Origin of the sequence: Lentzea sp. NPDC020367, assembly GCF_044387305.1 — a bacterium.
In the GTDB taxonomy this organism is placed as follows: domain Bacteria; phylum Actinomycetota; class Actinomycetes; order Mycobacteriales; family Pseudonocardiaceae; genus Lentzea.
The window spans coordinates 767147-791704 of sequence record NZ_JBIRVV010000004.1 but is presented as its reverse complement, the minus strand read 5'-3'; the positions used below and the strand labels follow the sequence as shown (position 1 = coordinate 791704).

17 protein-coding genes and 1 pseudogene are annotated in these 24558 nt (G+C 68.9%); 4 read left to right on the top strand and 14 right to left on the bottom strand.

Annotation, left to right across the window (positions count from 1 at the left end):
- Positions 1 to 5 precede the first annotated feature (5 nt).
- Together ACH413_RS21190 and ACH413_RS21185 are read right to left on the bottom strand one after the other, a co-directional pair.
- On the bottom strand, positions 6 to 1052 hold the full coding sequence (locus ACH413_RS21190) for a LacI family DNA-binding transcriptional regulator (RefSeq protein WP_360035392.1): 1047 nt from the start codon (positions 1050 to 1052) through the stop codon (positions 6 to 8).
- A gap of 173 nt (positions 1053 to 1225) precedes the next feature.
- On the bottom strand, positions 1226 to 2560 hold the full coding sequence (locus ACH413_RS21185; RefSeq protein WP_360035394.1) for a glycoside hydrolase family 6 protein: 1335 nt from the start codon (positions 2558 to 2560) through the stop codon (positions 1226 to 1228).
- Positions 2561 to 3130: 570 nt separating this feature from the next.
- Here ACH413_RS21185 and ACH413_RS21180 point away from each other — a divergent pair.
- The 3 genes from ACH413_RS21180 to ACH413_RS21170 all read left to right on the top strand — a co-directional run bounded on the left by ACH413_RS21180 (position 3131) and on the right by ACH413_RS21170 (position 7227).
- Positions 3131 to 4501 (top strand): endo-1,4-beta-xylanase, encoded by a 1371-nt coding sequence (locus tag ACH413_RS21180; protein WP_360035396.1) that lies wholly within the window; start codon positions 3131 to 3133, stop codon positions 4499 to 4501.
- Between the two features lie 90 nt (positions 4502 to 4591).
- Complete coding sequence (locus tag ACH413_RS21175; protein ID WP_360035398.1) at positions 4592 to 5908, top strand: PHB depolymerase family esterase; 1317 nt, start codon at positions 4592 to 4594, stop codon at positions 5906 to 5908.
- A gap of 23 nt (positions 5909 to 5931) precedes the next feature.
- Positions 5932 to 7227 (top strand): cellulose binding domain-containing protein, encoded by a 1296-nt coding sequence (locus tag ACH413_RS21170; protein WP_360035400.1) that lies wholly within the window; start codon positions 5932 to 5934, stop codon positions 7225 to 7227.
- Positions 7228 to 7290: 63 nt separating this feature from the next.
- On the opposite strand, the gene mmuM is transcribed toward ACH413_RS21170, so the two are convergent.
- The 7 genes from mmuM to ACH413_RS21135 form a co-directional block, all read right to left on the bottom strand.
- Positions 7291 to 8136 (bottom strand): homocysteine S-methyltransferase, encoded by an 846-nt coding sequence (gene mmuM / locus ACH413_RS21165; protein WP_396425127.1) that lies wholly within the window; start codon positions 8134 to 8136, stop codon positions 7291 to 7293.
- Positions 8137 to 8326: 190 nt separating this feature from the next.
- Positions 8327 to 9349 carry a LacI family DNA-binding transcriptional regulator gene (locus ACH413_RS21160; RefSeq protein ID WP_360035406.1) on the bottom strand — a complete coding sequence of 341 codons (1023 nt, stop codon included), beginning with the start codon at positions 9347 to 9349 and terminating at the stop codon, positions 8327 to 8329.
- A gap of 235 nt (positions 9350 to 9584) precedes the next feature.
- Complete coding sequence (locus tag ACH413_RS21155; RefSeq protein WP_360035409.1) at positions 9585 to 11327, bottom strand: glycoside hydrolase family 6 protein; 1743 nt, start codon at positions 11325 to 11327, stop codon at positions 9585 to 9587.
- Positions 11328 to 11347: 20 nt separating this feature from the next.
- On the bottom strand, positions 11348 to 11800 hold the full coding sequence (locus ACH413_RS21150; RefSeq protein ID WP_360035412.1) for a hypothetical protein: 453 nt from the start codon (positions 11798 to 11800) through the stop codon (positions 11348 to 11350).
- Positions 11800 to 13065, bottom strand: coding sequence for a lytic polysaccharide monooxygenase (locus tag ACH413_RS21145; protein WP_360035414.1), 1266 nt, complete (start codon positions 13063 to 13065; stop codon positions 11800 to 11802). Before ACH413_RS21145 ends, ACH413_RS21150 begins: the two co-directional genes overlap by 1 nt.
- Before the next feature lie 11 nt (positions 13066 to 13076).
- Positions 13077 to 15953, bottom strand: a complete 2877-nt coding sequence (locus ACH413_RS21140) for a glycoside hydrolase family 48 protein (RefSeq protein WP_360035417.1) — start codon at positions 15951 to 15953, stop codon at positions 13077 to 13079.
- A 244-nt stretch (positions 15954 to 16197) separates the two neighbouring features.
- On the bottom strand, positions 16198 to 17109 hold the full coding sequence (locus tag ACH413_RS21135; RefSeq protein ID WP_360035420.1) for a right-handed parallel beta-helix repeat-containing protein: 912 nt from the start codon (positions 17107 to 17109) through the stop codon (positions 16198 to 16200).
- 191 nt (positions 17110 to 17300) lie between these two features.
- Here ACH413_RS21135 and ACH413_RS21130 point away from each other — a divergent pair.
- A pseudogene (locus tag ACH413_RS21130) lies at positions 17301 to 18058 on the top strand (pectate lyase).
- A 33-nt stretch (positions 18059 to 18091) separates the two neighbouring features.
- Here ACH413_RS21130 and ACH413_RS21125 read toward each other — a convergent pair.
- From ACH413_RS21125 to ACH413_RS21105, 5 genes are read right to left on the bottom strand one after another with little or no spacing between them, the layout of a single operon-like run.
- Positions 18092 to 19237: an enolase C-terminal domain-like protein gene (locus ACH413_RS21125; protein WP_360035423.1), complete on the bottom strand. Its 1146-nt coding sequence runs from the start codon at positions 19235 to 19237 to the stop codon at positions 18092 to 18094.
- Complete coding sequence (locus tag ACH413_RS21120; protein WP_360035426.1) at positions 19234 to 20502, bottom strand: sugar ABC transporter substrate-binding protein; 1269 nt, start codon at positions 20500 to 20502, stop codon at positions 19234 to 19236. The genes ACH413_RS21125 and ACH413_RS21120 overlap by 4 nt, the downstream gene beginning before the upstream one ends.
- A 7-nt stretch (positions 20503 to 20509) precedes the next feature.
- Positions 20510 to 21391, bottom strand: coding sequence for a carbohydrate ABC transporter permease (locus tag ACH413_RS21115; protein WP_360035429.1), 882 nt, complete (start codon positions 21389 to 21391; stop codon positions 20510 to 20512).
- Positions 21388 to 22263 (bottom strand): sugar ABC transporter permease, encoded by an 876-nt coding sequence (locus tag ACH413_RS21110; RefSeq protein ID WP_360035432.1) that lies wholly within the window; start codon positions 22261 to 22263, stop codon positions 21388 to 21390. Before ACH413_RS21110 ends, ACH413_RS21115 begins: the two co-directional genes overlap by 4 nt.
- Positions 22260 to 24443, bottom strand: a complete 2184-nt coding sequence (locus tag ACH413_RS21105; RefSeq protein WP_360035435.1) for a pectinesterase family protein — start codon at positions 24441 to 24443, stop codon at positions 22260 to 22262. Before ACH413_RS21105 ends, ACH413_RS21110 begins: the two co-directional genes overlap by 4 nt.
- Positions 24444 to 24558 lie beyond the last annotated feature (115 nt).

Sequence of the window (24558 nt, the reverse complement as noted above, 5' to 3'; positions counted from 1 at the left end):
GGGCCTCAGCGCCGCGGCGGCGCCACCGAGCCGCCGTCGCACAGCGGCATCGGCACCCGGTGGACCAGCGGCGCCCGAACACCGCGAGGCCGCCGTTCCACGATCTCCACCAGGATCCTGACCGCCTCTGCGCCGAGTTCGTGGTGCGGCACGGCGACGGTGGTCAGCCGGGGCCGCATCCACGAGGCGACGGGGTGGTCGCCGAACCCGAGCACGGAGACGTCGCCGGGCACGGAGAGCCCGGCTTCGGAGAGCGCCTGACAGGCCCCGAACGCCAGGCGGTCGTCGAAGCACACCAACGCGCGAGGCAGATGAGTCCCCAGCAGCCGCCGGGTCGCGTCGTAGCCCTCCTGCGGAGTCCACTCCGGACAGCGATGCGCGCCGGCGACCTGTACTCCCGTGGCCCCGAACACCTCGCGCATCCCCGCGAGGCGCTCCACGGCCGCGACGCCGCCGGGTGGGTCGTCGCAGGGACCCACGCCGATCAGGTGCACGCCGCGCACGTGCCCGGCCTCGACGAGGACACGCGCCGCCGAACGGCCGCCCTGCCTCTCGTCGGACATCACCGACGGAACACCGGGGCGGGACGCGGTGGCGTTGAGGAGCACCACCGGCACGTCGCGCAGACCGTCCGGCAGGGCGACCGGCCTCGGGTGCGTGGCGGCGAGGACGATGCCGTCGGCACGCCGGTCGCACATCGCCTCGAACAACGCCCGTTCCTCCACCGGGTCACCCCGGGTCTCCCCCACGAACAGCACCGACCCACGCAGGTGCGCGGCCTCGAGCGCGCCCCTGACCACGTCACCGGCCGGCGCGGACGAGGCGAGGGTGTCGAGCACGAACCCGATCGTCCGCGAGCGTCCAGGACGGGGTCCCGGCACGAGGGCGCCACGCCGATAGCCCAGTTCCCGGGCCGTCGAACGCACGCGCCGCTCGGCCGCCTCGGAGATGCGCAGCTCCCGCGCCCGGCCGGTCAGCACGAGCGACGCGGTCGTGACCGACACCCCGCTCGCCGCCGCGACGTCGGCCAGGGTCACGCGCGTTCGTCCCACCGCGGCTCCGCCTCCCCTACGAGCCCGCCACGTCACGGCCGGAGTGCCGCGAGATGGTCGTGGCCACCCGCTTCACCCGGACCGGTGGCAGTCGTGCGTCCACACAGGACTCCGCCGCGCACGACGCCGGGTCCCGTCACGGCGATGCTGTGACGGGACCCGCTTTCCTCGCCTCAGGAACAGGCGACACCGTTCAGCACCGGCGACGCGAACGGCGGAGTGCCGTTGTAGTTCGCGTTGAACCCGATGCTCAGCGTGGCGCCGGACGCCAGCGAGCCGTTCCACGCCACGTTCGCCACCCGGACCACGTCGCCCGTGTCGGTCCAGGTGCCGTTCCAGCCCTGGGTGACGGACACGCCGGGCGCCGAGAACGTGAAGGTCCAGCCGTTGATCGCCGGTCCGCGGTTCTCGATCACGATCTCCCCGGTGTAGCCGCCGTTCCACTGGCTGACCACGCGATGGGTCGCCTTGCACCCACCGCCGGGATTGCCGCCCGTCGTCGTGGTGGTGGTCGTGGTGGTCGTGGTCGTCGTCGTGATCGGCCCCGCCGCCATCGCGAGGTCGTAGGCCCGCTGCGGCACGAACTGACCGGCCGGCGCGATGCAGCCGTCCGACTCGCCCGGCAGCTTGACCCACAGGAACGCCTCGATCTTCGAGTCACCCGTGTTCGTCGTGCTCGGAGTGCCGATCGCGCGTCCTGCCGGGTCGCACCACTCGCTGCCGGCGGGACCGTTGCCGTTGCGGCTGGTGTCCACGACCGCCTTGAGTCGACTGTCCCCGACGGCGTTGAGGACGTTCTTCGCGAAGTTCACCTCGTCGGACGTGGCGCGGTAGTTCGACACGTTGGTCGAGATGCCGTCGGCGCTGTTGGAGATGTCCGCGCCGCGCAACCGGTTCGCGGCCTCCGCCGGGGCCAGCCACGCGGAGTGCCCGATGTCGAAGTACACCTTCGCCTGGCCGGAACCGGACTTCAGCCGCTTGCCCGCGTAGGCCATCGACGCCTTGGTCTGGTTCTGCTGGTCGGTGTTCTGGCAGGTGGTCATCAACGGCAGCACGTCCGGTTCCAGCACGATCGTCGCCGGACGGCCGGCCAGGCCCGCGGCCACCTCGTCCACCCACGCCCGGTAGGCCTCGTGCGAGGGCGCCCCGCCGCCGCTGGCGCCCCCGCAGTCGCGGTTGGGGATGTTGTAGACCACCAGGATCGGGATCTTCCCGGCGGAGGCCGCGGCACCGACGAAGGAACTGATCTCCGAACGCACCGTCGAGGTGTTGGTGGTGGTGTACCACCGGGCCTGCGGAACCGAGGCGACGCGGTCGCGGATGACCGGCGCCCGCGAGTCTCCGGGATTCGCGGCCACCCACCGCGCGCTCGAGCTCGACGGGTCGACGTAGAACGCCGACTCGGCGGCGCTGACGTTCGCGCCGGTGCCGACGACCAGGGCGGTGACCCCGGTGACGACCGCGCCCGCGAGCACGCACGCGCCCGTTCCCCGCTTCCACCGTGCCATCGTGCTTCCTCTCCGAGTGCTGGTCGACATTCGCGGATCAGACGAACCCGGCGGGGCGGCACGGGTCGACGGGGAAGCACCGGCGCGAGCCGGATCGGTTGCTCTCATTCAGGGTCCTCGCAGCATCGTCGCTGGTGGGCATGAGGGATCACGGCGCATGAGAGCGCTCCCACGATCGGCGTGCGAATTCCACCGCCGAGTGGTCGAGCACCAGGTCCACATCGGACCAGCGCCGCGGAAAGCGAATACGAGTTGCGGCCAATGTAGCCGTGAAACAAAGTTCGGTCAACGCTGAAGTTGTTAGCGCTCACTTTAGCGGAAAGAAGTTTCGAAACTTGTTCGACGAATGTGCTCAAACGGTTTGGAGTTCACACTGGGAGCGCTCCCCTACATTCCTACGCCGATCAGGTCAACCTGCTGTCGAATTCGACAACGCGTTCTTGTGAGCGTGAACAGCCAGCTGCGACACTCGTTGTCGCTCAACGGGATCCGGCCCTGGCGCACCGGATCTCGTGAGCTGACCCTGCCCATCACACCCCGCGACGGGGTGTTCCTGCGAAAGTGTGAATGATGAAACTGACATCGAAGTCAGTGGCCCTGATCCCGATCATTGCCACGGTCGCGACAGCGGTAATCGGCGCCACCCTGATCGCACCACCCGCCGCGAACGCGGCGACCACCCTCGGCGCGGCCGCCCAGCAGAGCGGCCGTTACTTCGGTACCGCGGTCTCGGCGAGCAGACTCGGTGACTCGACCTACACCGGGATCCTGAACCGCGAGTTCGACATGGTCACGGCCGAGAACGAGATGAAGATGGACGCGACCGAGCCGAACCAGAACCAGTTCAGCTACGGCAACGGCGACCGGATCCTGAACCAGGCCCGCAACCAGGGCAAGCGAGTCCGCGGGCACGCTCTGGCGTGGCACTCCCAGCAACCCGGCTGGATGCAGAACATGTCCGGCACGTCGCTGCGCAACGCGATGCTGAACCACGTCACGCAGGTCGCGACCTACTACCGCGGCAAGATCTACGCCTGGGACGTCGTCAACGAGGCCTACGCCGACGGCAGCGGCGGCGGACGCCGTGACTCCAACCTCCAGCGCACCGGCAACGACTGGATCGAGGCCGCGTTCCGCGCGGCCCGGGCGGCCGACCCCGGCGCGAAGCTCTGCTACAACGACTACAACACCGACGACTGGTCGCACGCGAAGACCCAGGGCGTCTACCGGATGGTGCAGGACTTCAAGTCCCGCGGCGTCCCGATCGACTGCGTCGGCTTCCAGTCCCACTTCAACTCGCAGAGCCCCGTTCCCTCCAACTACCAGACCACCCTGCAGAACTTCGCCAACCTCGGCGTGGACGTCCAGATCACCGAACTGGACATCGAGGGCTCCGGTAGCTCCCAGGCGTCGAACTACGACCGCGTGACGCGGGCCTGCCTCGCCGTCTCGCGCTGCACGGGCATCACCGTGTGGGGCATCCGCGACACCGACTCGTGGCGCGCCTCCGGCACCCCGCTGCTGTTCGACGGCAGCGGCAACAAGAAGGCCGCGTACAACTCCACGCTGAACGCGCTCAACGCGGGTGGTGGCACCGACCCGACGACAACGACGACGACCACCACCACGACCACGAGCAACGACCCCGTTCCTGGCGCCTGCAGCGCGACGGTGTCGGTGAACCAGTGGAACGAGGGCTTCGTGGCCACGATCAAGGTCACCGCGGGTTCCAGCGCACTGAACGGCTGGAAGGTCACCACCACCCTGTCGAACGGCACCGTCACGGGCTCGTGGAGTGCCACCCGCAGCGGCAACAGCGGAACCGTCGTCTGGTCCAACGTGGACTACAACGCCAACGTGCCCGCCGGCGGGTCCACCGAGTTCGGCTTCCAGGGCAGCGGAAGCGGGGCGGGACTGAACCCGGCCTGCGCCGCGAGCTGACGTCCCGCACCACCCACCGGACAGGCTCCCGCGGATCGGACGAGACGTCCTCCGCGGGAGCCCGCCTGCCCTCGGGAGACCTTGATGACCTTGACCCGGAAGCTTTGGAGCAGCACCGCCGCCATCATCGCGGCCGCGGCTCTGCTGGCCGCCGCCGTCGCGCTCTCGCTCGTGCCCCAGCCGGCGAGCGCCGCCTCACTCGTGCGCGTCACGAACTTCGGCACCAACCCGACCAACCTGAACATGTACGTCTACGCACCGGACGCGGTCGCGGCCCGCCCCGCACTCCTCGTGATGATCCACTACTGCACCGGTTCCGCGAGCGCGGTGCACAACGGTGGTGGACGCGACTTCGTCTCCGCCGCCGACCGCAACGGCTACGTGATCGTCTACCCGGAAGCGACCAGGGACGGCCACTGCTTCGACGTCTCCACGCAGAACGCGTTGCGCCGCAACGGAGGCAGCGACTCCACCGGAATCATGTCGATGGTGTCGTACGCACGCCAGCGCTACAACGTGGACCCGGATCGCATCGTCGTCGCGGGCATCTCGTCCGGCGCGATGATGACCAACGTGCTCGCCGCCGAGTACCCCGACGTGTTCAGCGCCGGCTCGGCGTTCGCCGGCGTCCCCGCGGGCTGCTTCGCGACGACCGACGGATCGATGTGGAACAGCCAGTGCTCGGGCGGAACCCTCCTGAAGACCCCGCAGCAGTGGGGCGACCAGGCCAGGGCGATGTACCCCGGCTACACCGGCCGCTACCCGCGGATGCAGCTGTGGCACGGCACCAACGACACCACGCTGGCGTACCCGAACTTCGGTGAGGCGCTCGACCAGTGGACGAACCTGCACGGGGTGAGCAGGACGCCGGTGTCCACCGACCAGCCCCAGTCGAACTGGACCCGCACCCGTTACGGCGCCACCGGCACGGCGGCCGTCGTCGAGGGGATCAGCGCCCAGGGCACCGGGCACGACGTGCCGACCGCGGGAATGGTCGGGTACGCCATCACGTTCCTGGGCCTCGATCGCCCGCCCACCAGCACGACCACCACAACGACGACGACCACCACGACCACTCCGCCGCCGTCGCAGGGCTGTTCGGTCAAGGCGTCGGTCAACGCCTGGAACACCGGCCTGACCGAGACGATCACCATCACCAACACGTCCTCGACGGCTGTGAACGGCTGGAAGCTGCAGTTCACGCTGCCCGGCGGGCAGACCATCACGGGCGGCTGGAGCGCCACCTACTCCCCGACCACCGGCCAGGTGACCGCGACGAACGTCAACTACAACGGGCAGATCGCGCCCTCCGCCCAGGTGTCGATCGGCCTCCAGGCCACGCACACGGGCAACAGCGCCGCCGCGAGCGGCTTCACGCTCAACGGAGCGCTTTGCAGCGCGGCCTGAACGCGACGACCGGAGGGACGACGATGTTCCATCGACACAGGTCCGTGGCAGCGGCGGCCATCGCGAGCGCCGTGGTCTTCCTGGGCGCGGCCGGCATCGCCCTCGGTGGTCCGGCCGCCGGCGAGACCGGCGCGGCGGCCGCGACGGCGGGATGCGGCAAGACACCGACGCTGACGAGCGGCCAGCACACCATCAGCAGCGGCGGCCAGAACCGTTCCTACATCCTGCGGTTGCCTCCGAACTACGACAGCAACCGCCAGTACCGGCTGTTCGTGGGCTTCCACTGGCTGGGCGGCACCGCGAACGACGTCGACTCCGGCGGCGGTGACGGCTACAACTGGTCCTACTACGGGCTGCGAAGGCTCTCCGACGCCGCGAACAACGGCACGATCTTCGTCGCCCCGCAGGGCAACAACAACGGCTGGGCGAACCCCGGCGGCCAGGACCTCAGGTTCGTCGACGACCTCGTCGGACTGCTCGACTCGGGGCTGTGCATCGACACGACCCAGCGCTTCGCCGGTGGTTTCAGCTACGGCGGGGCCATGTCCTACGCGGTGGCCTGTGCCCGCGCCACCGTGTTCCGCGCGGTGGTCGTCTACTCCGGCGCGCAGCTCAGCGGCTGCGACGGCGGCACCCAGCCCGTCGGGTACCTGGGCATCCACGGCATCAGCGACACGGTCCTGGGCATCGGACAAGGCCGCGCGCTGCGGGACACGTTCGTGCGCAACAACGGCTGCACGGCGCAGAACCCGCGCGAGCCGAGCGCGGGCAGCCGGACGCACGTCGTCACCGCCTACAGCGGTTGCCGGGCGGGCTACCCCGTGGTGTGGGCGGCGTTCGACGGCGGGCACACACCCGGCCCGATCGACTCGGGCGGCGACGGCTGGCGCACCTGGACCTCCGGCGAGGCCTGGACGTTCATCACCCAGTTCACCGGCGGCGGCCCCACGACCACCACCACGACGACAACGACGACCACCACCACTTCGCCGCCCGGCGGCACGGCCTGCCGGGTGAGCACCGTCGTCAACGCCTGGAACACCGGCCTGACCGCGAACATCACCATCGCCAACACCGGTTCCGCGCCGGTCTCCGGGTGGACGCTGGCCTTCACCCTGCCGGGCGGGCAGTCGATCACCTCCGGGTGGAGCGCGACCTACTCGCCCTCCTCAGGACAGGTGACGGCCAGAAACGTCTCCTACAACCCTGAAATAGCACCGAACTCGTCGATCACCATCGGCTTCCAGGCCACCCACACCGGCGACGCGACGGCACCGGCGTCGTTCAGCCTCAACGGGAACGCCTGCGCAGTCGCCTGACCACCACCCGCAGTAAGCGCGACGGCCTGCCGGCCGGACGGGGGCCGGCAGGCCGTTCGCCTGTCACGACCTCGTGGCAAGACTCTCCGCCAGAACGGCGATCGCGTCCGGCCCGGTCCGGCAGCACCCGCCCACCATCCGCGCGCCACCGTCGGCCCACTCCCCCGCCAGCGCGGCGAAACCGGTCCCGTCGCCCGTCCAGGACCTCTCTCGCGCGTCCCACTGCTCCCCGCTGTTCGGGTAGACCACCACCGGCAGCCCGGTCACCTCACGGGCCACGGCGACCGCGACCGCCACGTCCTCCGGCGCGCAGCAGTTCACGCCGACGGCGATCACCTCGCCGACCCCCGCGACGACCGCGAACGCCTCCTCCAACGGCTGCCCGGCGCACGTCCGGTCACCTCGCACGCTGTAGGAGAGCCAGGCCGGCACGCCGCTGCCGCGCACCACCTCCAGCACGGCCTCGGCCTCGTCGACGTCCGGGATGGTCTCGATCGCGAGCACGTCCGGCCCGGCGGCGCACAGCTCCTCGAGGCGCGGGCGGTGGAAGTCGGCCAGCTCCTGCCGGCTCAGCCCGTAACGGCCGCGGTACTCCGACCCGTCCGCCAGCACCGCCCCGTACGGCCCGACGGACGCCGCCAACCAGCGCGGTCCGTCCACTTCGGACGCGGCGGAGCGGGCGAGCGCGACGCTGGACCGCAGCAGGCGCGCCGTCTCGCTCTCGCTGATCCCGCGCCGCGCGAAACCGGCGAAGCTCGCCTGGTAGCTCGCGGTGATCGCGACCTCGGCACCCGCCAGGAAGTAGGCGAGATGCGCGGCGCGCACGGCGTCCGGATCGGTGAGCAGCAACCGCGCCGACCACAACGAGTCGGACAGGTCGTGCCCGGCGAGTTCCAGCGCCGTCGACATGCCGCCGTCGAGCACGACCACCCGCTGTGTCAAAGCCTCTGCCAGTTCCACCCGGTGAGCCTAAAGGGAGGAGGAGTGCGCGATTACACAGATCGCGCACTCCTCCAGGGCGACCGCCGGGAACATCCGCGTGTGCGCGCCGCAAGTCCACACGCGCGGACGCTGTCCCGGCGTCGCCGGTCCGAGCCGGTCAGGCCGTGCCGCGGTGCGCGGCCTGGTCCGGGGTGCTCGCCCGGCGGGACAGCCTGGGCGGCAACAACATCAGCGGTGGCGGCTGCTTGCCCTCCAGCTTGGCGACGAGCAGGTCGACGGCGTGCCTGCCGAGCTCCTCCGCAGGCAGGCGCACCGAGGTGAGCAGCGGCGAGGTCTGCTCGGCCAGCTCGTCCGGGCAGATCGCGACCACCGCCACGTCACCCGGTACCTGCCGGCCGGCCGCGCGCAGGCAGGTGGTGATCCAGCCGAGCGCCGCCTCGTTGTGCACGACGAGCGCCGTCATCGACGGGTGTGCGCGGATCAGGGCCTTGGTCGCCCTGAGCACCGAGTCGTGGTCGCCCTCGACGGCCAGTGCCGTCGCGGCGACTCCCCTGCGCATGGCGGCCGCGCTGAACCCGTTCATGGTGCGGTGGGCGAAGCCGGTGCTGCGCCGGTAGACGGCGCTCGGCGCGCCGAGGAAGCCTATGGAGCGGTGACCCAGGTCGGCGAGGTGGTCGACGCACTTCGCGCCGGCGGCCTCGAAGTCCAGGTCCACGCAGGTGAGTCCGCGCGCCGCCGCCGGATGTCCGATGAGGACGGACGGTTTGGACAGCTGCCGCAGCAGCGGCACGCGGTCGTCGTCCATCTCCACGTCCATCACGAGGAACCCGTCGACCTGGGCGCTGTTCGCGGCACGGCGCAGGCCCGCCGCGCCGTCGTCCGCGGTCATGAGCAACAGGTCCATGTCGTACCTGCGCGCTGTCGTCACCGCCGCCGTGACGAAGCGCATCACCGCGGGCAGGTGCGTGCCCGCCCGCAGCGGGAGCACCAGCCCGATCACGTTGGTCCGGCCCGCCGACATCGTGCGGTCGGAGGCGTGCGGCTGGTAGCCCAGCGCCCTGATGCTCTCGCGGACTCTCGACTTCGTGTCCGCGGAGATCGACCGCTTGCCCGTGAGGACGTAGGAGACCGTGCTCGGGGCTACCCCGGCGTGCCTTGCGACGTCCGCGATGGTGACCACACAGCCTCCTTTCGCGCTTGCGCTCAGTGAGCGTGTCGACACCATAGGGAGCACCTTCTGATGACATCAAGGGTTATGTGTGCGTTAACATTGCGCAATTCGGGTGGTCCAGACGAATTCAGCACTGTCTGGAAACTTGCCCGACAGAAAACGAGAGCAGGTAGGAAGAGCGCGCCCACACGGCGCGGCCCCGAACGACAGGGCCGGCCGCATGGGCACGTTCACATCCAGTTGCTCACAGCGCCGGGTAGGCGTTGCGCATGAGCTCCTGGAACTGGGCGGAGAACCACTTGCCGGAAAGCGGGGCGTTCCCCAGCGATCCCGACATGTTGTTGCCGTTGCGCACGTTCCCGGTGTAGGTCGGGTCGCACATCCGGTCGAAGCCCTTGCCCTCGTTGTTCGGGATCTCCTCGCTCGCGCCGTCGGACTCGCCCGGGGGCTTCACCCACACGTACGCGTCGATGCCCGACTCCGGTGCCGCCTTCGGGCGCTCACCCAGGCCCGCACCCGACTGGTTGCACCAGTTGCCGAGGTGGATGCGGCGGTCCAGCTTGCCGCCGTTGACGTACGCGTCGACGCTGGTCGTCGGGCCGGGGCCCGTCGGTCGGGCGCTGCCGCCCCAGCCGTTGCGGCTGGTGTCGATCAGCATGCCGACGTTGGCGTCGAAGCCCGCCTGCACGGCCCGCTGCCGGAACGCCTGCGCGTAGGACAGCTCGTCGACGTAGCGGTTCCAGTCCACCCACTTCGACTGGCGCACGGAGGTGCCGTTCACCGAGTCCTCGATCTTGAAGTAGGGCTCCTTCAACGCGCCGTAGTTCGCGGTGTTGGCGATGAAGCCCTGGACGTTCGCCTTGGTGCTGCCGGAGGCGTTCGCCGCCTGGAACAGCAGTTCGGCGGTGGCACCGAAGTTGTCGTCCCAGCCGATCCAGCCGTGGTGGCCGATGTCCAGGTAGTTGTAGACGTTCGGCACGGCACCCAGCTTCGCGAGCGCGTAGCCGACACCGGTGACGTAGTTGCCGTTCGACTTCATCGTGTCGCACGCCGCCACAGCGGTCGGGCGCGGGGAGACGTTGGTGATCAGGTTCGGCAGCGAGTCGATCTCCACCGTCGTGACGATCCGCAGGCCGGAGTACGCCGGCCTGGCCAGGATCGACGCGATCGGGTCGATGTACTCCGACTTGTAGCGGTCGATCTCCGTCGCCTTGAGCTCACCGTTGGAGGCGAGCGCCGAGCAGTCACGACCGGGCAGGTTGTAGATCACCAGCTGGATGACGAGCGGTGAGCCCGCCGCCTGGCGCACCGCCTCGTCCAGGTGCCCGACCAGGCCGCGGGAGTCGGCCGTCCCGGCGATCGCCGCGATGCGGTCGAGCCACACGGCGGTCGGCTGGTTCGCGACCCGGCTACCGCCCGGCTCGGCGTTCGCCTTGGCCGCCCAGTCCGGGTTGATGTACTGCTTCGCGCCCACATAGGCGTTGTCGACGCGGGTGCCGGGGTTCGGGTTGCCGCTCGTGGTCGTGGTGGTCGTGGTGGTCGTCGTGGTGGTGGTCGTCGGCGCACCGGTGCACACCGTGCCGTTCAAGGTGAACGTCGTCGGGTTCACGTCACCGCTGGCGGCGCCGGAACCGTTGAAGCCGATGTCGATGGACGCGTTGGTGCCCAGGCTCCCGTTCCACGACATGCTCGTCGCCGTCACGTTGGCGCCCGACTGCGTCCAGTTCGCACTCCAGCCCTGCGCCACGCGCTGGCTGCCGGGCAACGCGAACTTCAGCGTCCAGCCGCCCGTCACGGCGTCGCCGAGATTGGTGATCTTCACCGCGGCACCGAAACCACCGCCACCCCAGGCGTTAGCCGTGTAGTCGACACGGCAACCGGGTGCGGCGCCCGCGGGTGGTGCGGTCAGCGCCACCGCGATCGTCGCCGCGGTGGTGGCGACCACGACTCCCGCCGCGGCCCACCGCCTCTGTCCGTTGAGCTTCATTGCTCCGGATCTCCTGTCTGTCAATGGTGCTTGATCTCCATGAGCGAACACGCGGTGGGCGTGCACTCAAGTCTTTTCAGGCCGAGGTACTCCATGCCGATCGAGCCGGTGAGCGCGAACCCGTCCCCGAACGCGAGGTCCGGGTCGCCCCGGACCTCGCCGCTCGCGAGCGCGGCCAGCCAGGCCTGTTCGAGGCCCGGCCGCAGGATCAGCAGCCCCAGCCGTTCGTACGGCTGCTTGGCGCAGGTCCCCCACTCCGCGATGAACGGGGCGTAGACCTTCGACCGCACCGGACCTGCGAAGCCGGTGAAGTCGTCGTCCCGCTCGACGCTCGCGCACTCGTCGGTCAGCTCGTGCAGCCACTCGGCGACGCCGTCGACGCCCCTGCTGAGGTCAGGGGTGGGTTCGGCGCGTCCTACGAGGAGGGCGAACGCGACCGAACCCACCACCAGGAGGGCGACCAGGGCCCTCATCACCGGATGGCGCACGCGGATCCGTTGAGCGTGAAGGACGTCGGATCAGCCGGTGTGGACGTCGTCGTGGCGTTGAACCCGAACGTGACCGAACCTCCGGCCGGGATGTCCGCGTTGTACGACACGCCCTTCGCGGTCGCCTGCCCGCTCGCGACGGTGACCGTCGACGACCAGGCCTGCGAGAGCTGTTGTCCCGAAGGGAAAGCCCACACGAGCTGCCACGCGCTGATCGCGCTGGTGCCGCTGTTCGACACCGTCACGTTCGCGGTGAATCCGCCGTTCCACGTGCTCGGCCGCGTGTACGCGACCGAACAGGAACCGGTGCTGCCACCACTCGATGTTCTGACCGCCACGGCCGACGACGCCGTTGACGCGTTGCCCGCCGAGTCCGTCGCGACCACCGTCAGCGAGTACTGGGTGTCCGCGGTCAGACCGGTGACGGTCACCGAGTTGGTCGCGGAGGTCGCGACCACCTGGCTGCCGTTGTAGACCCGGTAGCCCGTCACGCCGATGTTGTCCGTCGACGCACTCCAGTCCAGTTTCACCGAGCTGCTGGTGACGCTGGACGCGACAGGGGTGCCGGGTGCCGACGGCGCGGTGGTGTCGGGCGTGCCGGTGCCTCCGCCGAACACGACGTCCGAACAGCTGTAGAACGCCTCGGGGCTGTCCGAACGCTGCCAGAGCGAGTAGATGACGTGCCGGCCGGACTTGTTGGGCAGCCGGGCCTGCCAGGCGTACTCGCCGTTCGCCAGCGGCGGGTTCGTCACCGAGTTGAACGGCGTCGACTCGAGGTCGGACCACTTGAGCGGCTTCGTCACGTCGAAGCCGTCCTTGGTGACGTACTGCTCCCAGGTGCCGGGGTGCGGCGCCCATGCGTTGTACCGCAACGTGACCGTGCTGTTCGCCTGCACCTGCGTCGACGGCCAGTCGGAGCGGGTGAGGTTGTAGGCGGCGTACTTCGTGGTGGGACCGCACAGGTTGCCGTCGGGGATGATCTCCCGGTGGCGTCCGGCGGCGTTGCTGATCAGGTTGCCGAACCAGTCCCACAACGGTTGCTTCCCGCCCTGGGCCACCGCGGCGACGCACGCCGGGTTGGTGGGCTGGATGTCGCCGCCGCCACTGCCGGCGCGACCGTCCTCGTAGCAGAGATAGGTGCGGCTGCCGGGCCAGACCATCGACCCGTGCGCGACCGCCGTGCCGCCGGTCTGCACCAGAACGGCACCGACCGCGACCGCGACTGTCAGGAGCGCTATGCGTTTCCTCATCTCGGGACTCCTCACCCGTAGATCTCGGCGTGCAGGGAGAACGCCGTGGCGATCTCGGCTTGCGCCCAGAATCGGTGATAGGTGAACGTCGGTGCCGGTCCACCGTCCAGATAGGACTGGACCTTCGGCCACTGCGGGTCGTTGCGGAACATCGACCGCATCGACAGGAACGACGAGCCCTGCCCGATCTGGTCACCGTTCGGCATCTTGCCGGTCCAGCCGCTCGGCACGTACGGGCCTTCGCGCGTGCTGGTGTTGTAGACGTCGTCGAACCGGTTGTAGTCCGTGCGGGTCTCCGGCACCGCGATGCCGAGGCTGTCCTGGTGCGACAGCAACGACGTCAGCAACGACTCACCCGTGGTCTTGGCCTGGGCGTTGCCCGACCTCGCCGCGTAGTTGAGCAGCACCTTGGCGAACGACGCCGTCACGCCGACGTCCTGGCTGTGGTTGAGCACGCGGACCCGCAGGTTCGCGTTCGAGCCGGGGTTGGTGGCGTTCCACGTGTCCGGGGCTCCCGACCACTCGAGGTCCGAGGGGATCTGGAAGTTCGTGCCGGTCGTGGTGTTCGCGATCGCCCAAGGCACCCACTTGTCGAGGATCTTCTTGGCGCGCGCGTCCCCGGTCAGCCGGTACAGCGCCGCCGTCCGCTCGATCCCCCACACCTGGAAGCCGAACCACCGGTTGCTCGGCGGGTCGCGCCACACCGGGTGGGCGTCGTAGTACATGCCGTAGAACGTCGGCGTGCCCGACGGAGGCGAGGCGTACTGCCCCTCCCAGCTGTTCGTGACGCCACCGGCCAGACCACCGTCGGCCGACTGCAGCCACTGCAGCATCTCGAGTTGCCGGCTCAGGCTCGTCGCCCAGTCCTGCTGTCCGCTGGCGGACAACGGCTTGAGCGCGGCCACGTTCGACAACGCGTACGCCGCCAACGGGTTCTGGTAGCCCTGGTGCGAGGCACCGTCACCGATGCGCCACGCCCAGCCCGCGGACGTGTCGGTCGCGCCGCCCCACGCGTAGTACCAGGACATCAGGTAGTGCGCGCTGTTCTTGCCCGTCGCGCCGGGGCACGACGAGGGGCTGGTGCAGTTGCCGATGCGCTTGAAGTACTTGTCGAACATGGCGTACCGCAGGTAGTCGCCCATCTTCGCGGACTTGCCGATCTCGGACGAGATGTCGCCGGCCTTGCCCTGCGCCGTCGCCCACTGCTGGGCGAGCAGCGCCACCTGCACCACGCGGGCGTCCGCGTCCGGCGCGTTGGTGTACTTCCACTGCTTGGCGTAGGAGGAGTCCTTGGTGAACAGGTCCAGGAAGCCGTTGGGGCCACCGTGCTTGAACGTGTCGCACGAGGGTTGCGGGATGGTCTCCCACACCGACTCCGACGAGCCGCGCTGGTAGGTGTTGATGTACGCGGGCGCCGTCGTGCCGTCACCGCACTTGCCGAAGCCGTAGGTGTTGTCGACGTCGATCAGCCAGTGCATGCCGTAGACGTCCGAGTTGCCGTACGCGGACTTCAGTTCCGCCGCGATCGGGTCCTGACCCACCGGAACGGTGCCGTCCAGCGTCGACGGGTAGGCGTCCATCCTCGGGTGCTCGGGCGCGTAGGTCGCCGGCTTCGACGGGTCGTACTTGTCGTTGGTCGGCTGGTCGGCCTTCGCCGGGATGATGAACTTCTCCATCGACGCGAACGCGGACTTGAACGGCGCCCAGTCACCGGTGACGCGGCCGTAGCTCGCTTCCAGCCACAGGTAGTAGCTGAACGCCTCGGACGTGGTCTGGTGACCGTGGTCCGGTGCCTCCACCATCAGCGTCTCGACCGAGTGGTACGGCACGAGCAGGTCGCCGAACTTGCGGAAGTAGCCGCTCGCCGGGTCCTTGATCTTGTTGTACTGGTCGAGGAACGCCTTGTTGAAGTCCGATGTGGACGGATCGATCTCGTTGACCGTGACGCTCGCCGGGCTGTACCCGGTGGCCGACGCGGTGAACGTCGCGGTCCCGAGCGAGCCGCCGTTGTTCGCCGACGTCACCGTGACCGTCTGCTTCGCGGTGCCGGAGAACGTGAGCGTCGTCGGGCTCGCGGTCAGGTCGGAGCTGCCGCTGCGGGCGATCGTGACCGTGACCGGCTGGCTCGGTGCCGTGGCCAGGGAGACGTCGAACGTCCCCGTCTGCCCCTGCTTGACCGAGACCGTGCTCGGCGAGGCCACCACCGCCGGTCCGGACAGGACCTTGACCGCGGCGGGTGCCGAGGTCGTGGTGGCGCCGCGGTTGTCCGTGGCCCGTGCCGTGATGCTGTGATCACCGGCCGGCGCCGACGTCCACGTGCCGGTGTACGGCGAACTGGTGTCGGTCGCGATCAGCGTGTCACCGGCGTAGAAGTCGACCTTGGCCACCGTTCCGTCGGTGTCCTGCGCGGTCGCCGCCAGCGGGATCTGCGCGGGCAGCGTGTAGCTGCTGCCCGTGGTCGGCGCCGTCAGTGCCACGGACGGTGCCTGGTTGGGGCCGGTGCAGGACACGCCGTTCACGGCGAAGTCCGTCGGTGGCCGGTTCGTCGAGCCCTTGCTGCCGTTGAAGCCCACCTGCGCGGTGCCGCCCGAGGGCAGACTCGGCGCCCAGGCCGGGTTGGTCACGCTCACCACCGCGCCGGTCTGCGTGAAGTTGCCGCTCCAGCCCTGCGTGACGCGCTGGCCGTCCGGGAACGTCCAGGTCAGGTTCCAGCCGTTGAGCGCCTCCCCGTCGTTGCGGATCGACACAGCAGCGCCGAATCCGGTGTTCCACTCGTTGGTGATCTGATAAGTGACGGTGCAGGCCACCGCGAGCGGTGCCGCGACGGCGGGAACGCCGCCGATCAACACCACCGCCGCAGCCACCAACGCCACTGTTCGTCGAGTCATGCCGCCGCCCTCTCGACAACTGGGAGCGCTCCCAGAGTTCACGGCACTGTAACGTGGACCACATCGGCCAACTGGCCGCCGGTGCAGTCGACGATCCACCGAAGGGCACTGGGGTTTGGTCCTTGCGGTGCAAAGGCAATTCGTCTGCCGGTTCCTCTTACTGCTCCCTTCGAGTGGAATTCTGGGAGCGGTCCCAGACGAAGGGTGGGGGCGCCCACGCCACTTCGGGCGCCCCCTGGTCTCGTCAGCCGCGCCCGGCTCCCGCACCGGCCGTGACCACGCTCTTCACGCTGCTCGCGCCGTCCAGCGGGTACGAGTAGGGAATGCTCTTGACCGAGCCGCCCTGATCGCCCGTTCCCGAGTTGACGAAGTGGTTGCTGCGCGCCACCAGCGAGCCACCGGGTGAACTGCCCTCACCGCGGTGGAACGGGTCCTCGGTGTTCTCGAAGTAGTTGCCTTCGACCAGGACCCCGGCCTCGACGGTCGACGCGACGCCGTAGTCGGTCACACCGCCGTAATAGTTGTTGTAGACGTGCACCGGGTTGCCGAACCGCACGCGCGGGTGGCGCTGCTGCGTGCCGGCGAACCAGTTGTGGTGGTAGGTCACCCGGAGCTTGCCGCGATCCTCCGAGCCGTTGTCGTCGCTGTGGCCCAGCAGCATCGTCTTGTTGTGACTGGTGAACTTGTTCCAGGACACCGTGACGTAGTCCGAGGCCCGCTTGACGTCGACCGCACCGTCGTAGCCGTTGGAGAAGGTGTTGTGGTCGATCCACACGCGGGTGGAGTACTGCACGTTGACCGCGTCGTCACCCCAGTTGGCGAAGTTGAGGTTGCGCACGATCACGTTCGAGGCGTTGGCGATGTTCAGGCCCTGCCCGATGATCGTCGACGACGAGCCGACACCCTCGATTGTCTTGTTCGAGGCGACCTTCGTCATGCTCGACAGCGAGATGGTGCCGGAGACCCGGATCACCGCCGCGCTCGTCGACTTCGCGGCCGCGACGAACGCGGACGCCGTGGTGACCGTGACCGGCGAAGCGCTACCGCCACCGGTCGTGCCACCGCCCTGGGTTGCCCAGCCGACCAGCCCGAACGGGGCTGCCGCGGCCTGGGGAACTGCAACAGCGCCGGCGACCAGCGCTACTGCGGAAATCAATGCTGCACGCTTTGGAATCATTCCATGCCTTCCAATTGGTGAGCGGCGGTACAACTCACACAACCAGCGCGCGCCGCAGCGGTCAACCAATTCGAAGATATTCGATTCGAACAATCGAAAGAAGTTGACAGGAAAGATCCTCTCCCTACCATCGAATTATCGCCGCATATCCCCCTGCAAGCGGAGCGCACATGAAGAAACTCGCACCATTGGTGTTGGCCGCGGCATTGGCCGCGTTTCTCGCACCTCAGGCCCAAGCCTCCGGCAGCACCTTCCCGACGCCGTCCGGGTCGAAACCGGTCGGCACGACCATCAAGGTCGGGTCGAGCGGCTACGACGGCGGCATGCAGCGGTTCTACGGCACCGGCAGCCTCGGCTCCGGCGGCCAGAACGAGGACCAGGGCCCGATCTTCCAGCTGGCCGACGGCGCGACGCTGAAGAACGTCGTGCTCGGCGCGCCGGCCGCGGACGGGGTCCACTGCCTCGGCACCTGCACGCTCAGCAACGTGTGGTGGGAGGACGTCGGCGAGGACGCGGCCACGTTCAAGGGCACGTCGTCGTCGCAGACCATGACCATCAGCGGCGGTGGCGCGCGCAAGGCGTCGGACAAGGTCTTCCAGCACAACGGGCCGGGCACGATGATCATCCGCAACTTCCAGGTGGACGACTTCGGCAAGCTCTACCGGTCCTGCGGCAACTGCGGCACAAGCGGCACGTCGTGCTGGAGAACATCACCGCGTTCTCGCCGGGCAAGTCGCTGGTCGGCATCAACACGAACTACGGCGACACCGCGCGGTTCTCGAAGATCACCATCGTCGGGGACAGCAGCAAGAAGATCGCGATCTGCGACAAGTACCAGGGCGTCACGAGCGGCGAACCGAAGAAAATCGGCACCGGGGCGGACAGCACGAACTGCCTGTTCAAGTCCTCGGACCTCACCTACCGCTAGAGGAAATGCCCCGGCCACCGGCCGGGGCATTTCTCACCACACTTCAAGAGTGTGAACTCCGATGTGTTCGAAATCCCAGTCGTCGCCAATTCCGGGAATCACCGGCAGCGACACGCACCCGTTCTCGTCCAGCGGATCGGCGATGGCGTTCCGGTGCGGCGGGACGCGGTCGAAGTCGACGTGCGGGTGCAGCAGACCGCGTTCGTACCACCGGCCGGCGTCGGTCGCCCCGAGCACGGTGAGGCTGCCCGACCCGTTGCCGTGGATCTCGCAGTCCATGTTGAACGACTCCGCGAGGTGCACGGTCTTGAGCACCGGCGTGATGCCGCCGCTGCCCGCGGGGCCCGCCCGCAGGATGTCGCAGGCCCCGGCGGCGATCCACTCGGCGCGGGTGAGGTGCTTGCCCCACGCCACCTCCGGGCCGATCACCGGGATGTCGAGCTGCTCGGCCAGCCACCGGTAGGAGCTGATCGACGCCTCCTCCATCGGCTCCTCGAACCAGTAGAAGTCCAGCTCCTGCAACGCCCTGCCGAGCCGCAGCGCCTCGGTCCGCGAGTACCAGTGGCTCGCGTCGAGCATCAGCGCCACGTCCGGCCCCACCGCGTCCCGCACCGCCTGGCACGCCTCGACGTCACGGGAGACGCTGGGCGCGCCGGGCACCGGCGGCATCCACGTGTGCAGCTTGATCGCCCGGTAGCCCACCGACACGAGGTGCTTCGCGAAGTCCGCGTAGTCGCCCGGTGTCGCGAGGCCGTCCGTGTCGCCGCACATCGTGCTGGCGTAGGCCGGGATCCGGTCGCGGGCGCCCCCGGCGATCTTCCACGCCGGGAGCCCCGCCTTGCGTGCGACGAGGTCCCACAGCGCCTGGTCGACGAACCCGAGCGCACGGTCGGTGAACCCGCCGTGCGCGCCCCGCTGCCGCCGAGCGAGCAGCCGCCACAGCCGTTCGCGGTCCCACGGGTCCTGGCCCAGCAGCACCGGCCGCACGTGCTTGTCCAGCACCGCGGGCCGCAGCTGGTCCGGCTGCACCTGGCAGTACCCGGTGGCGCCGTCGGCGTCGGTGATCTCCAGCAGCGCCTCGGTCACCTCGTGCTCGGGCGCCGGATGGCGATGCCCCTCCGGATCGACGGACGTGGCCGCGGTGGTTGTGAACGTGCGCACGACCACCCGTTCGATCATTTGCGCTTCTCCCAGTCCTGCTGGGCGGTGGTGAGCTTCGCCGCGAGCTGGTCGAGGAACTCCTGCGCGGACATCTGTCCCAGCAACACCTTCTGGTACAGCGGTTCGGTGTCGGTCTTGGTGATCGAGGAGTACTCGGGCAGGTAGACCGGCGCGGGCACGAGCACGGTCGCCGGGTCCTCCAGCACCCCGAGCGCCATCTTCACAGCCGGGTTCTTCTGGATCCACTCGGCACCGCGCACGTCGGTGTTCGCCGGGATCTGGCCGACCTTCTCGTTCCAGTAGCCGTTGCTCTCGGCCGACGTCAGGAACTCGACGAACTTCCAGGACGCCTCCCGGTTCTTGCCGCCCTTGAAGACCGCGAAGCCGTCGGTCGGGTTCGGCACCACCGTGCGCTTGCCGGACGGCCCCTTCGGCAACGGCATCGCGGCGACGCGTTCCGGGCCGAGCGCCTTCATCACGTCCGCGGTCGAGCCGAGGTTGTGGTGCATCATCGCCACCGTGCCGCCGGTGAACTGCGCGACCATCTGCGTGTAGCTGTTGTTCACGTCGGCCTCGGGCGTGGCCTTCTTGTACAGCTCAGCCACCTTGCGCACGAGCTCGGCGTTGCGCGGGTCCGCGACCGTGCTCTTGCCGCCGTCGTAGAACTTGTCGACAGCGGAGTAGGAGTAGGCCTCGGACAACAGCTGGAAGACCGACCCGGCACCACCGCGAATCGTGAAGCCGTACTGGTTGTCCGCCGGCTTCGTCAGCTGGGTGGCGGCCTTGGTCAGATCGTCCCAGGTGGACGGTTCCGCGATCTTGGCTTCCTCGAACCGGTCCGACCGGTACCAGATGATGTCCATGTTGCCCGACGCCGGAACCGCGTAGAGCTTGCCGTCGGGCGCGGTCTGCCGCACGGTCTCCAGCAGGCCGTTCAGCAGCTTTCCCTTCAGCGCACCGTTCTCGACCCGGTCGTCGGCCGGTTCGAGCGCGTCCTGGCCGATGAGGTGCGCGAGGTAGGACGTCGTGACGCCGCCGACGTCCGGAGTGGACCCGCCGGCGATGGCGGTGTCGTACTTCTGCTGCACCGACGCACTGGGAATGCCGACGTACTCGACCTTGACGTCCGGGTTCGCCGCCTCGAACCGCTTGATCAGCTCCTGGTAGATGGGGGTGCGGCCGGGGCCGCCGTTGTTGTCCCAGAACGTGATCGTCGTGGGCCCGTCCTGTCCAGCGGAACACGCGCTCAGCACCAGTGCCAGCGCGACCAGCAGTCTTCTCATGTCTCCCTCATCCTTTGACCGCGCCTGCGCTGAGTCCCTGCACCAGGAACCGTTGCACCACGGCGAAAACCAGCACGACCGGCACCGCGGCGACGACGCCGCCCGCCGCGAGCGCCCCGAAGTCGGTGTTGAACTCCCCCAGCGCGTAGCTGAGCCCGACCGGCAGCGTGAACTTGTCCTGTCTGCTCGCGAACATCAGCGCGAACAGGAAGTTGTTCCAGGCACCGATGAACGCGAACGATCCGACGGCCACGATCGCGGGCTTGAGTTGCGGCAGCGTCACCGCGAAGAACGCGCGCAGCCGCGAGCAGCCGTCGACCATCGCGGCCTCCTCGAGCTCGACCGGGACGTTGCGCACGAACCCGCTCATCAGGATCAGCGCGAGTGGCAGCTGGAACGCGGTGTCCGCGATCACCAGGCCGGTGAGGCTGTTCAGCAGCCCGGCGGACTTGAAGATCACGAACAACGGGATCAGCATCATCGCGCCGGGGATGAACTGCGTGCACAGCAACGCCAGCAGGAACACCCGCTGGCCGCGGAACTTGAAGCGCGCCAGCGCGTAGCCGCCCATGAGCGCGAACACGGTGACCACGACCAGCGTGCCGACCCCGATGATCAGGCTGTTCTGGAAGAAGAGCCCGAAGCCGATGCCGTTCCACACGGTGTCGAAGTGCTCGAACGTGATCGGCCACGGCACGAGCGCGGTCTGTCCCGTCGGCCTGAAGGCGAAGACGAGCATCCAGTAGAACGGGATGAGCGTGAACAACAGGTAGAGCACCAGCGGCAGGTGCAGCCGGAAGTACCGGCTCGGATCGCGGTGCCGCTTGCGTCGAGGCGGTGCCGGCGGCGGTTGCAGGACCGTGGCCGGGCGGGTGAGCGTCTGGGTCATGCCCGGCTCCCGAACTTGGACAGCCTCAGGTAGAGGATGGAGAAGAACAGCAGGATCACGAAGCCGGCCATCGTCAGCGCGGATCCGTAGCCGAAGTCGTGCGAGTCCACGGCCTTGCGCGCGACGTAGAGGGGCAGCGTGGTGGTCTGGTTCGCCGGTCCGCCGCCGGTGAGCGTGTAGATGAGGTCGACGTTGTTGAACTCCCACACCGCGCGCAGCAGGGTGGACAGCACGATCGCGTCCCGCAGGTGCGGCAGCGTGACGCTGACGAACCGGCGCCATCGCCCGGCGCCGTCGACGGACGCGGCCTCGTACAGGTCGTTCGGGATGGTCTGCAGGTCGGCGAGCAGCAGGATCGCGAAGAACGGCACGCCGCGCCACAGTTCGGTGACGACGGTCGCGGGGAACACGGTCGCCGGATCGCCGAGCACCGACGTGCCGGGATCGCCGATGCCCCACTGGGCGAGTTGCTGGAAGATCCCCGTCGACGGGTTGTAGAGCAGGATCCAGATGCCGGTGGTGAGCACCCCGGACACCGCCCACGGCGAGAACACCAGGGACCTGGCGAGCGCACGGCCGACGAACGTCTCGTTGACGATCAGTGCGAGAACGAGCCCCAGCACCAGTTGCAGTCCCACTTCGACGGCGACCCACTTGGCGCTGAACGTGAGGCTCTGCCAGAACAGCTGGTCCTCGAACAGCATCCGCCGGAAGTTCTCGAACCCGATGAAGCCGTTCTTCCAGGGCTGGGTGACGGTGTGCTGGCGCAGGCTGAACCACCCGACGCTGGCGATCGGGTAGACCAGGAACACCGCCATCAGCGCGAGCGTCGGGGCGATCAGGGCGTACGGCGCCCACGTGCGGGTTTTCACGCGGGGTTCCACCCGCTCAGGTAGGCGTCCTTCGTGTGCAGTCGTGCCTGCTCGGCGGTGAGCTGCGGGCGATCTGTTCCGGTGCCCGCGCCGGGGCCGGTGTTGCGGTACTCCGCGAACCTCGCGCCACGCCAGGGGAATCCGGACATGTCGGTCCACGGCGCGGCCTTGATCGCGGCGGGCAGCGCGGTGTCGCGGACGACGACCTGGGCGATCGCGTCGGGGTCACCGCCGGGGTGCCACGGCCTGCCGAGGAAGTACGTGCCGGCCGGGGCGTCGCTGAGGATCTTCGAGTTGACGATCAGGAAGCCGTGCGGGTTGTCCTTGCGGGTGCTGGCGGCGGTCACGTAGCCGTTGGGGTCGCCGCCGCGGTTCAGCGCGGTGATCGTCGCCCGTTCGAAGACCGCTGTGGCCCGGCCGAAGAGGAAGTCGACGTCGCCGGTGATCGCGCAGTCCCGGTAGTACTGCCGCGACCGCGTGGCCACGTCCGGGGTGTCGGCGTACAGGGTGTCCTGGTGGCCTTCGAAGCGCACCCGGTCGAACAGCATTCGATCGCCGGTGGCCTTGACCGCGACGGCCTGCGTGGCCGTGATCTCCGGATGCTGCTTGCGGTCGAAGGAGTTGCGGAACGTGACGTCGCGGGCGGTGAAGCCGTTGGCCGCGATGGTGGCGGTGGCACTGCCGGTCGTGCCGTACGTGGTGCCGTCGGGCTTCTTGGTGCCGCTGGCGTTGTCGAAGTCGATCACCACGTCCTGGGCGCGTCCGGTGGCGCCCCGCAGCGTGAGGTTCTGCTTGGTGGCCGGGATCTTGACGACCTCCCGGTACACGCCCTTCGGCAGGGTGATCACGCCTCCGGCCGGCGCCGCGTCGATCGCGGCCTGCACGGTGGCGAAACCCTGGCCCACCACCAGGTGGTTGCCCGCCGGTGGCGCGCCCGCCTGGAGGTGCCTGACCCGGTGCGCGGGTTCGAGACCGCGGTTCAGCGTCGGCGTCCATCCGGCGTCCGTACCGAGGGCCTTGTCCGGGAACGCCGCGTTGTGAGCGTTCACCAGGCTGACCGGCCTGCCGTCCACCAGGTTGCCGGTGTCGGTGATCGCCGTGCCGCCCCAGTTGTAGACGACCTCCTGCGGCGCGATGCCCTTGACGAAGTTGTTCTGCGCGTAGATCTGGGACTTGACGCCGACACCCCAGCTGTACGTCTGCGCGCCTTCGTACAGGTTGTTGTAGACGTGCACCTGGCCGAACCGCACGCGCGGCGCCCGTTCCAGCACGTCGCGGAAGACGTTGTGGTGCAACGAGACCCGCAGCTTGCCCGGATCGGTCGTGGAGCTGTTCGACGAGCCGATCAGCATGGTCTTGCCGTGCTCGGCGAAGACGTTGCGGGACACGGTGACGAGGTCGGACCCGTTCGTGATGTCGAGCTGGCCGTCGTGCACCTGGTACGGCCGTCCGAAGTGGAGCGGCTGGGTGCTGTCGACGTTCGGCTCGTCGGTGAACGTGCTGTGGTCGACCCACACGTTCTCGGACCGCTGCAGCGAGACCGAGTCGTAGAGCGAGTTCCAGTTGCCGGGAGGAGAGGCGGGGCTGTTGTCGTTGGGATCCCACTGCGGGAAGCAGTCACGGGTGTCGCGGAAGGTCAGGTCGCGCACGATCACGTTGCGCACGCCGTGGATCCGCAGGCTGCCACCGGTGATGCCGGCGCCACGGCCGACTCCGACGATCGTCGTGTCCGCCTGGACGTTCAGCCCGATGACCGCTTCCTGCTTCTTCGCCGACGCGACCCGCGCGTCCTCCAGCGCCCCTTCCGGTTCGCGCTCCCATCCCCAGACCGCCGGGTCGTACGCCGCGAGATAGCCCGCCAGCGTGTAGCCGTCGGTCGCGTAGTCCTCACACCGCAACGGTTTCCCGTCGTCGCCGGTGTTCGCGTCGATCACGCCCCTGACCTTGATGATCCGCGGACCCGGAGAGGCCAGCGCCGCGACGAGCTCAGCCCGCGTGCGCACCTCGTGCACGTGAGCGGCGGGCGCCGCCGCTCCCCCGGTGGTGCCCGGCCCGGCCGACGCCCAGCCGTCCCCCGCGGGCAGCACCTGCCGCGCCGGGTCGTGACCGGCGTGCGCCGAAGGGCTCACCACCCCGGCGGTCGCGCAGGCCAGAACCAGCGCGCCAACGAAAAGCCGCATGACGGAATACCCTTCGGAAAGGAGGATTCACATTCTTGAACAAGGTCCACGATCGTGAACCGAGTATTACGAATGCTTCCGGCACGCGTCAACGAAGTGAATTCATTCGACGATT

Excerpts from the sequence above, each read along its gene's own strand:
- mmuM (WP_396425127.1), bottom strand. The coding sequence starts at position 8,136 with ATGTCGACGGCGCTGGAACTCGCCGGGCACGACCTGTCCGACTCGTTG.
- ACH413_RS21180 (WP_360035396.1), top strand. The coding sequence starts at position 3,131 with ATGAAACTGACATCGAAGTCAGTGGCCCTGATCCCGATCATTGCCACG.
- ACH413_RS21120 (WP_360035426.1), bottom strand. The coding sequence starts at position 20,502 with ATGAGAAGACTGCTGGTCGCGCTGGCACTGGTGCTGAGCGCGTGTTCC.
- ACH413_RS21115 (WP_360035429.1), bottom strand. The coding sequence starts at position 21,391 with ATGACCCAGACGCTCACCCGCCCGGCCACGGTCCTGCAACCGCCGCCG.
- ACH413_RS21105 (WP_360035435.1), bottom strand. The coding sequence starts at position 24,443 with ATGCGGCTTTTCGTTGGCGCGCTGGTTCTGGCCTGCGCGACCGCCGGG.
- ACH413_RS21185 (WP_360035394.1), bottom strand. The coding sequence starts at position 2,560 with ATGGCACGGTGGAAGCGGGGAACGGGCGCGTGCGTGCTCGCGGGCGCG.
- ACH413_RS21150 (WP_360035412.1), bottom strand. The coding sequence starts at position 11,800 with ATGAGGGCCCTGGTCGCCCTCCTGGTGGTGGGTTCGGTCGCGTTCGCC.
- ACH413_RS21170 (WP_360035400.1), top strand. The coding sequence starts at position 5,932 with ATGTTCCATCGACACAGGTCCGTGGCAGCGGCGGCCATCGCGAGCGCC.
- ACH413_RS21125 (WP_360035423.1), bottom strand. The coding sequence starts at position 19,237 with ATGATCGAACGGGTGGTCGTGCGCACGTTCACAACCACCGCGGCCACG.
- ACH413_RS21155 (WP_360035409.1), bottom strand. The coding sequence starts at position 11,327 with ATGAAGCTCAACGGACAGAGGCGGTGGGCCGCGGCGGGAGTCGTGGTC.
- ACH413_RS21140 (WP_360035417.1), bottom strand. The coding sequence starts at position 15,953 with ATGACTCGACGAACAGTGGCGTTGGTGGCTGCGGCGGTGGTGTTGATC.
- ACH413_RS21145 (WP_360035414.1), bottom strand. The coding sequence starts at position 13,065 with ATGAGGAAACGCATAGCGCTCCTGACAGTCGCGGTCGCGGTCGGTGCC.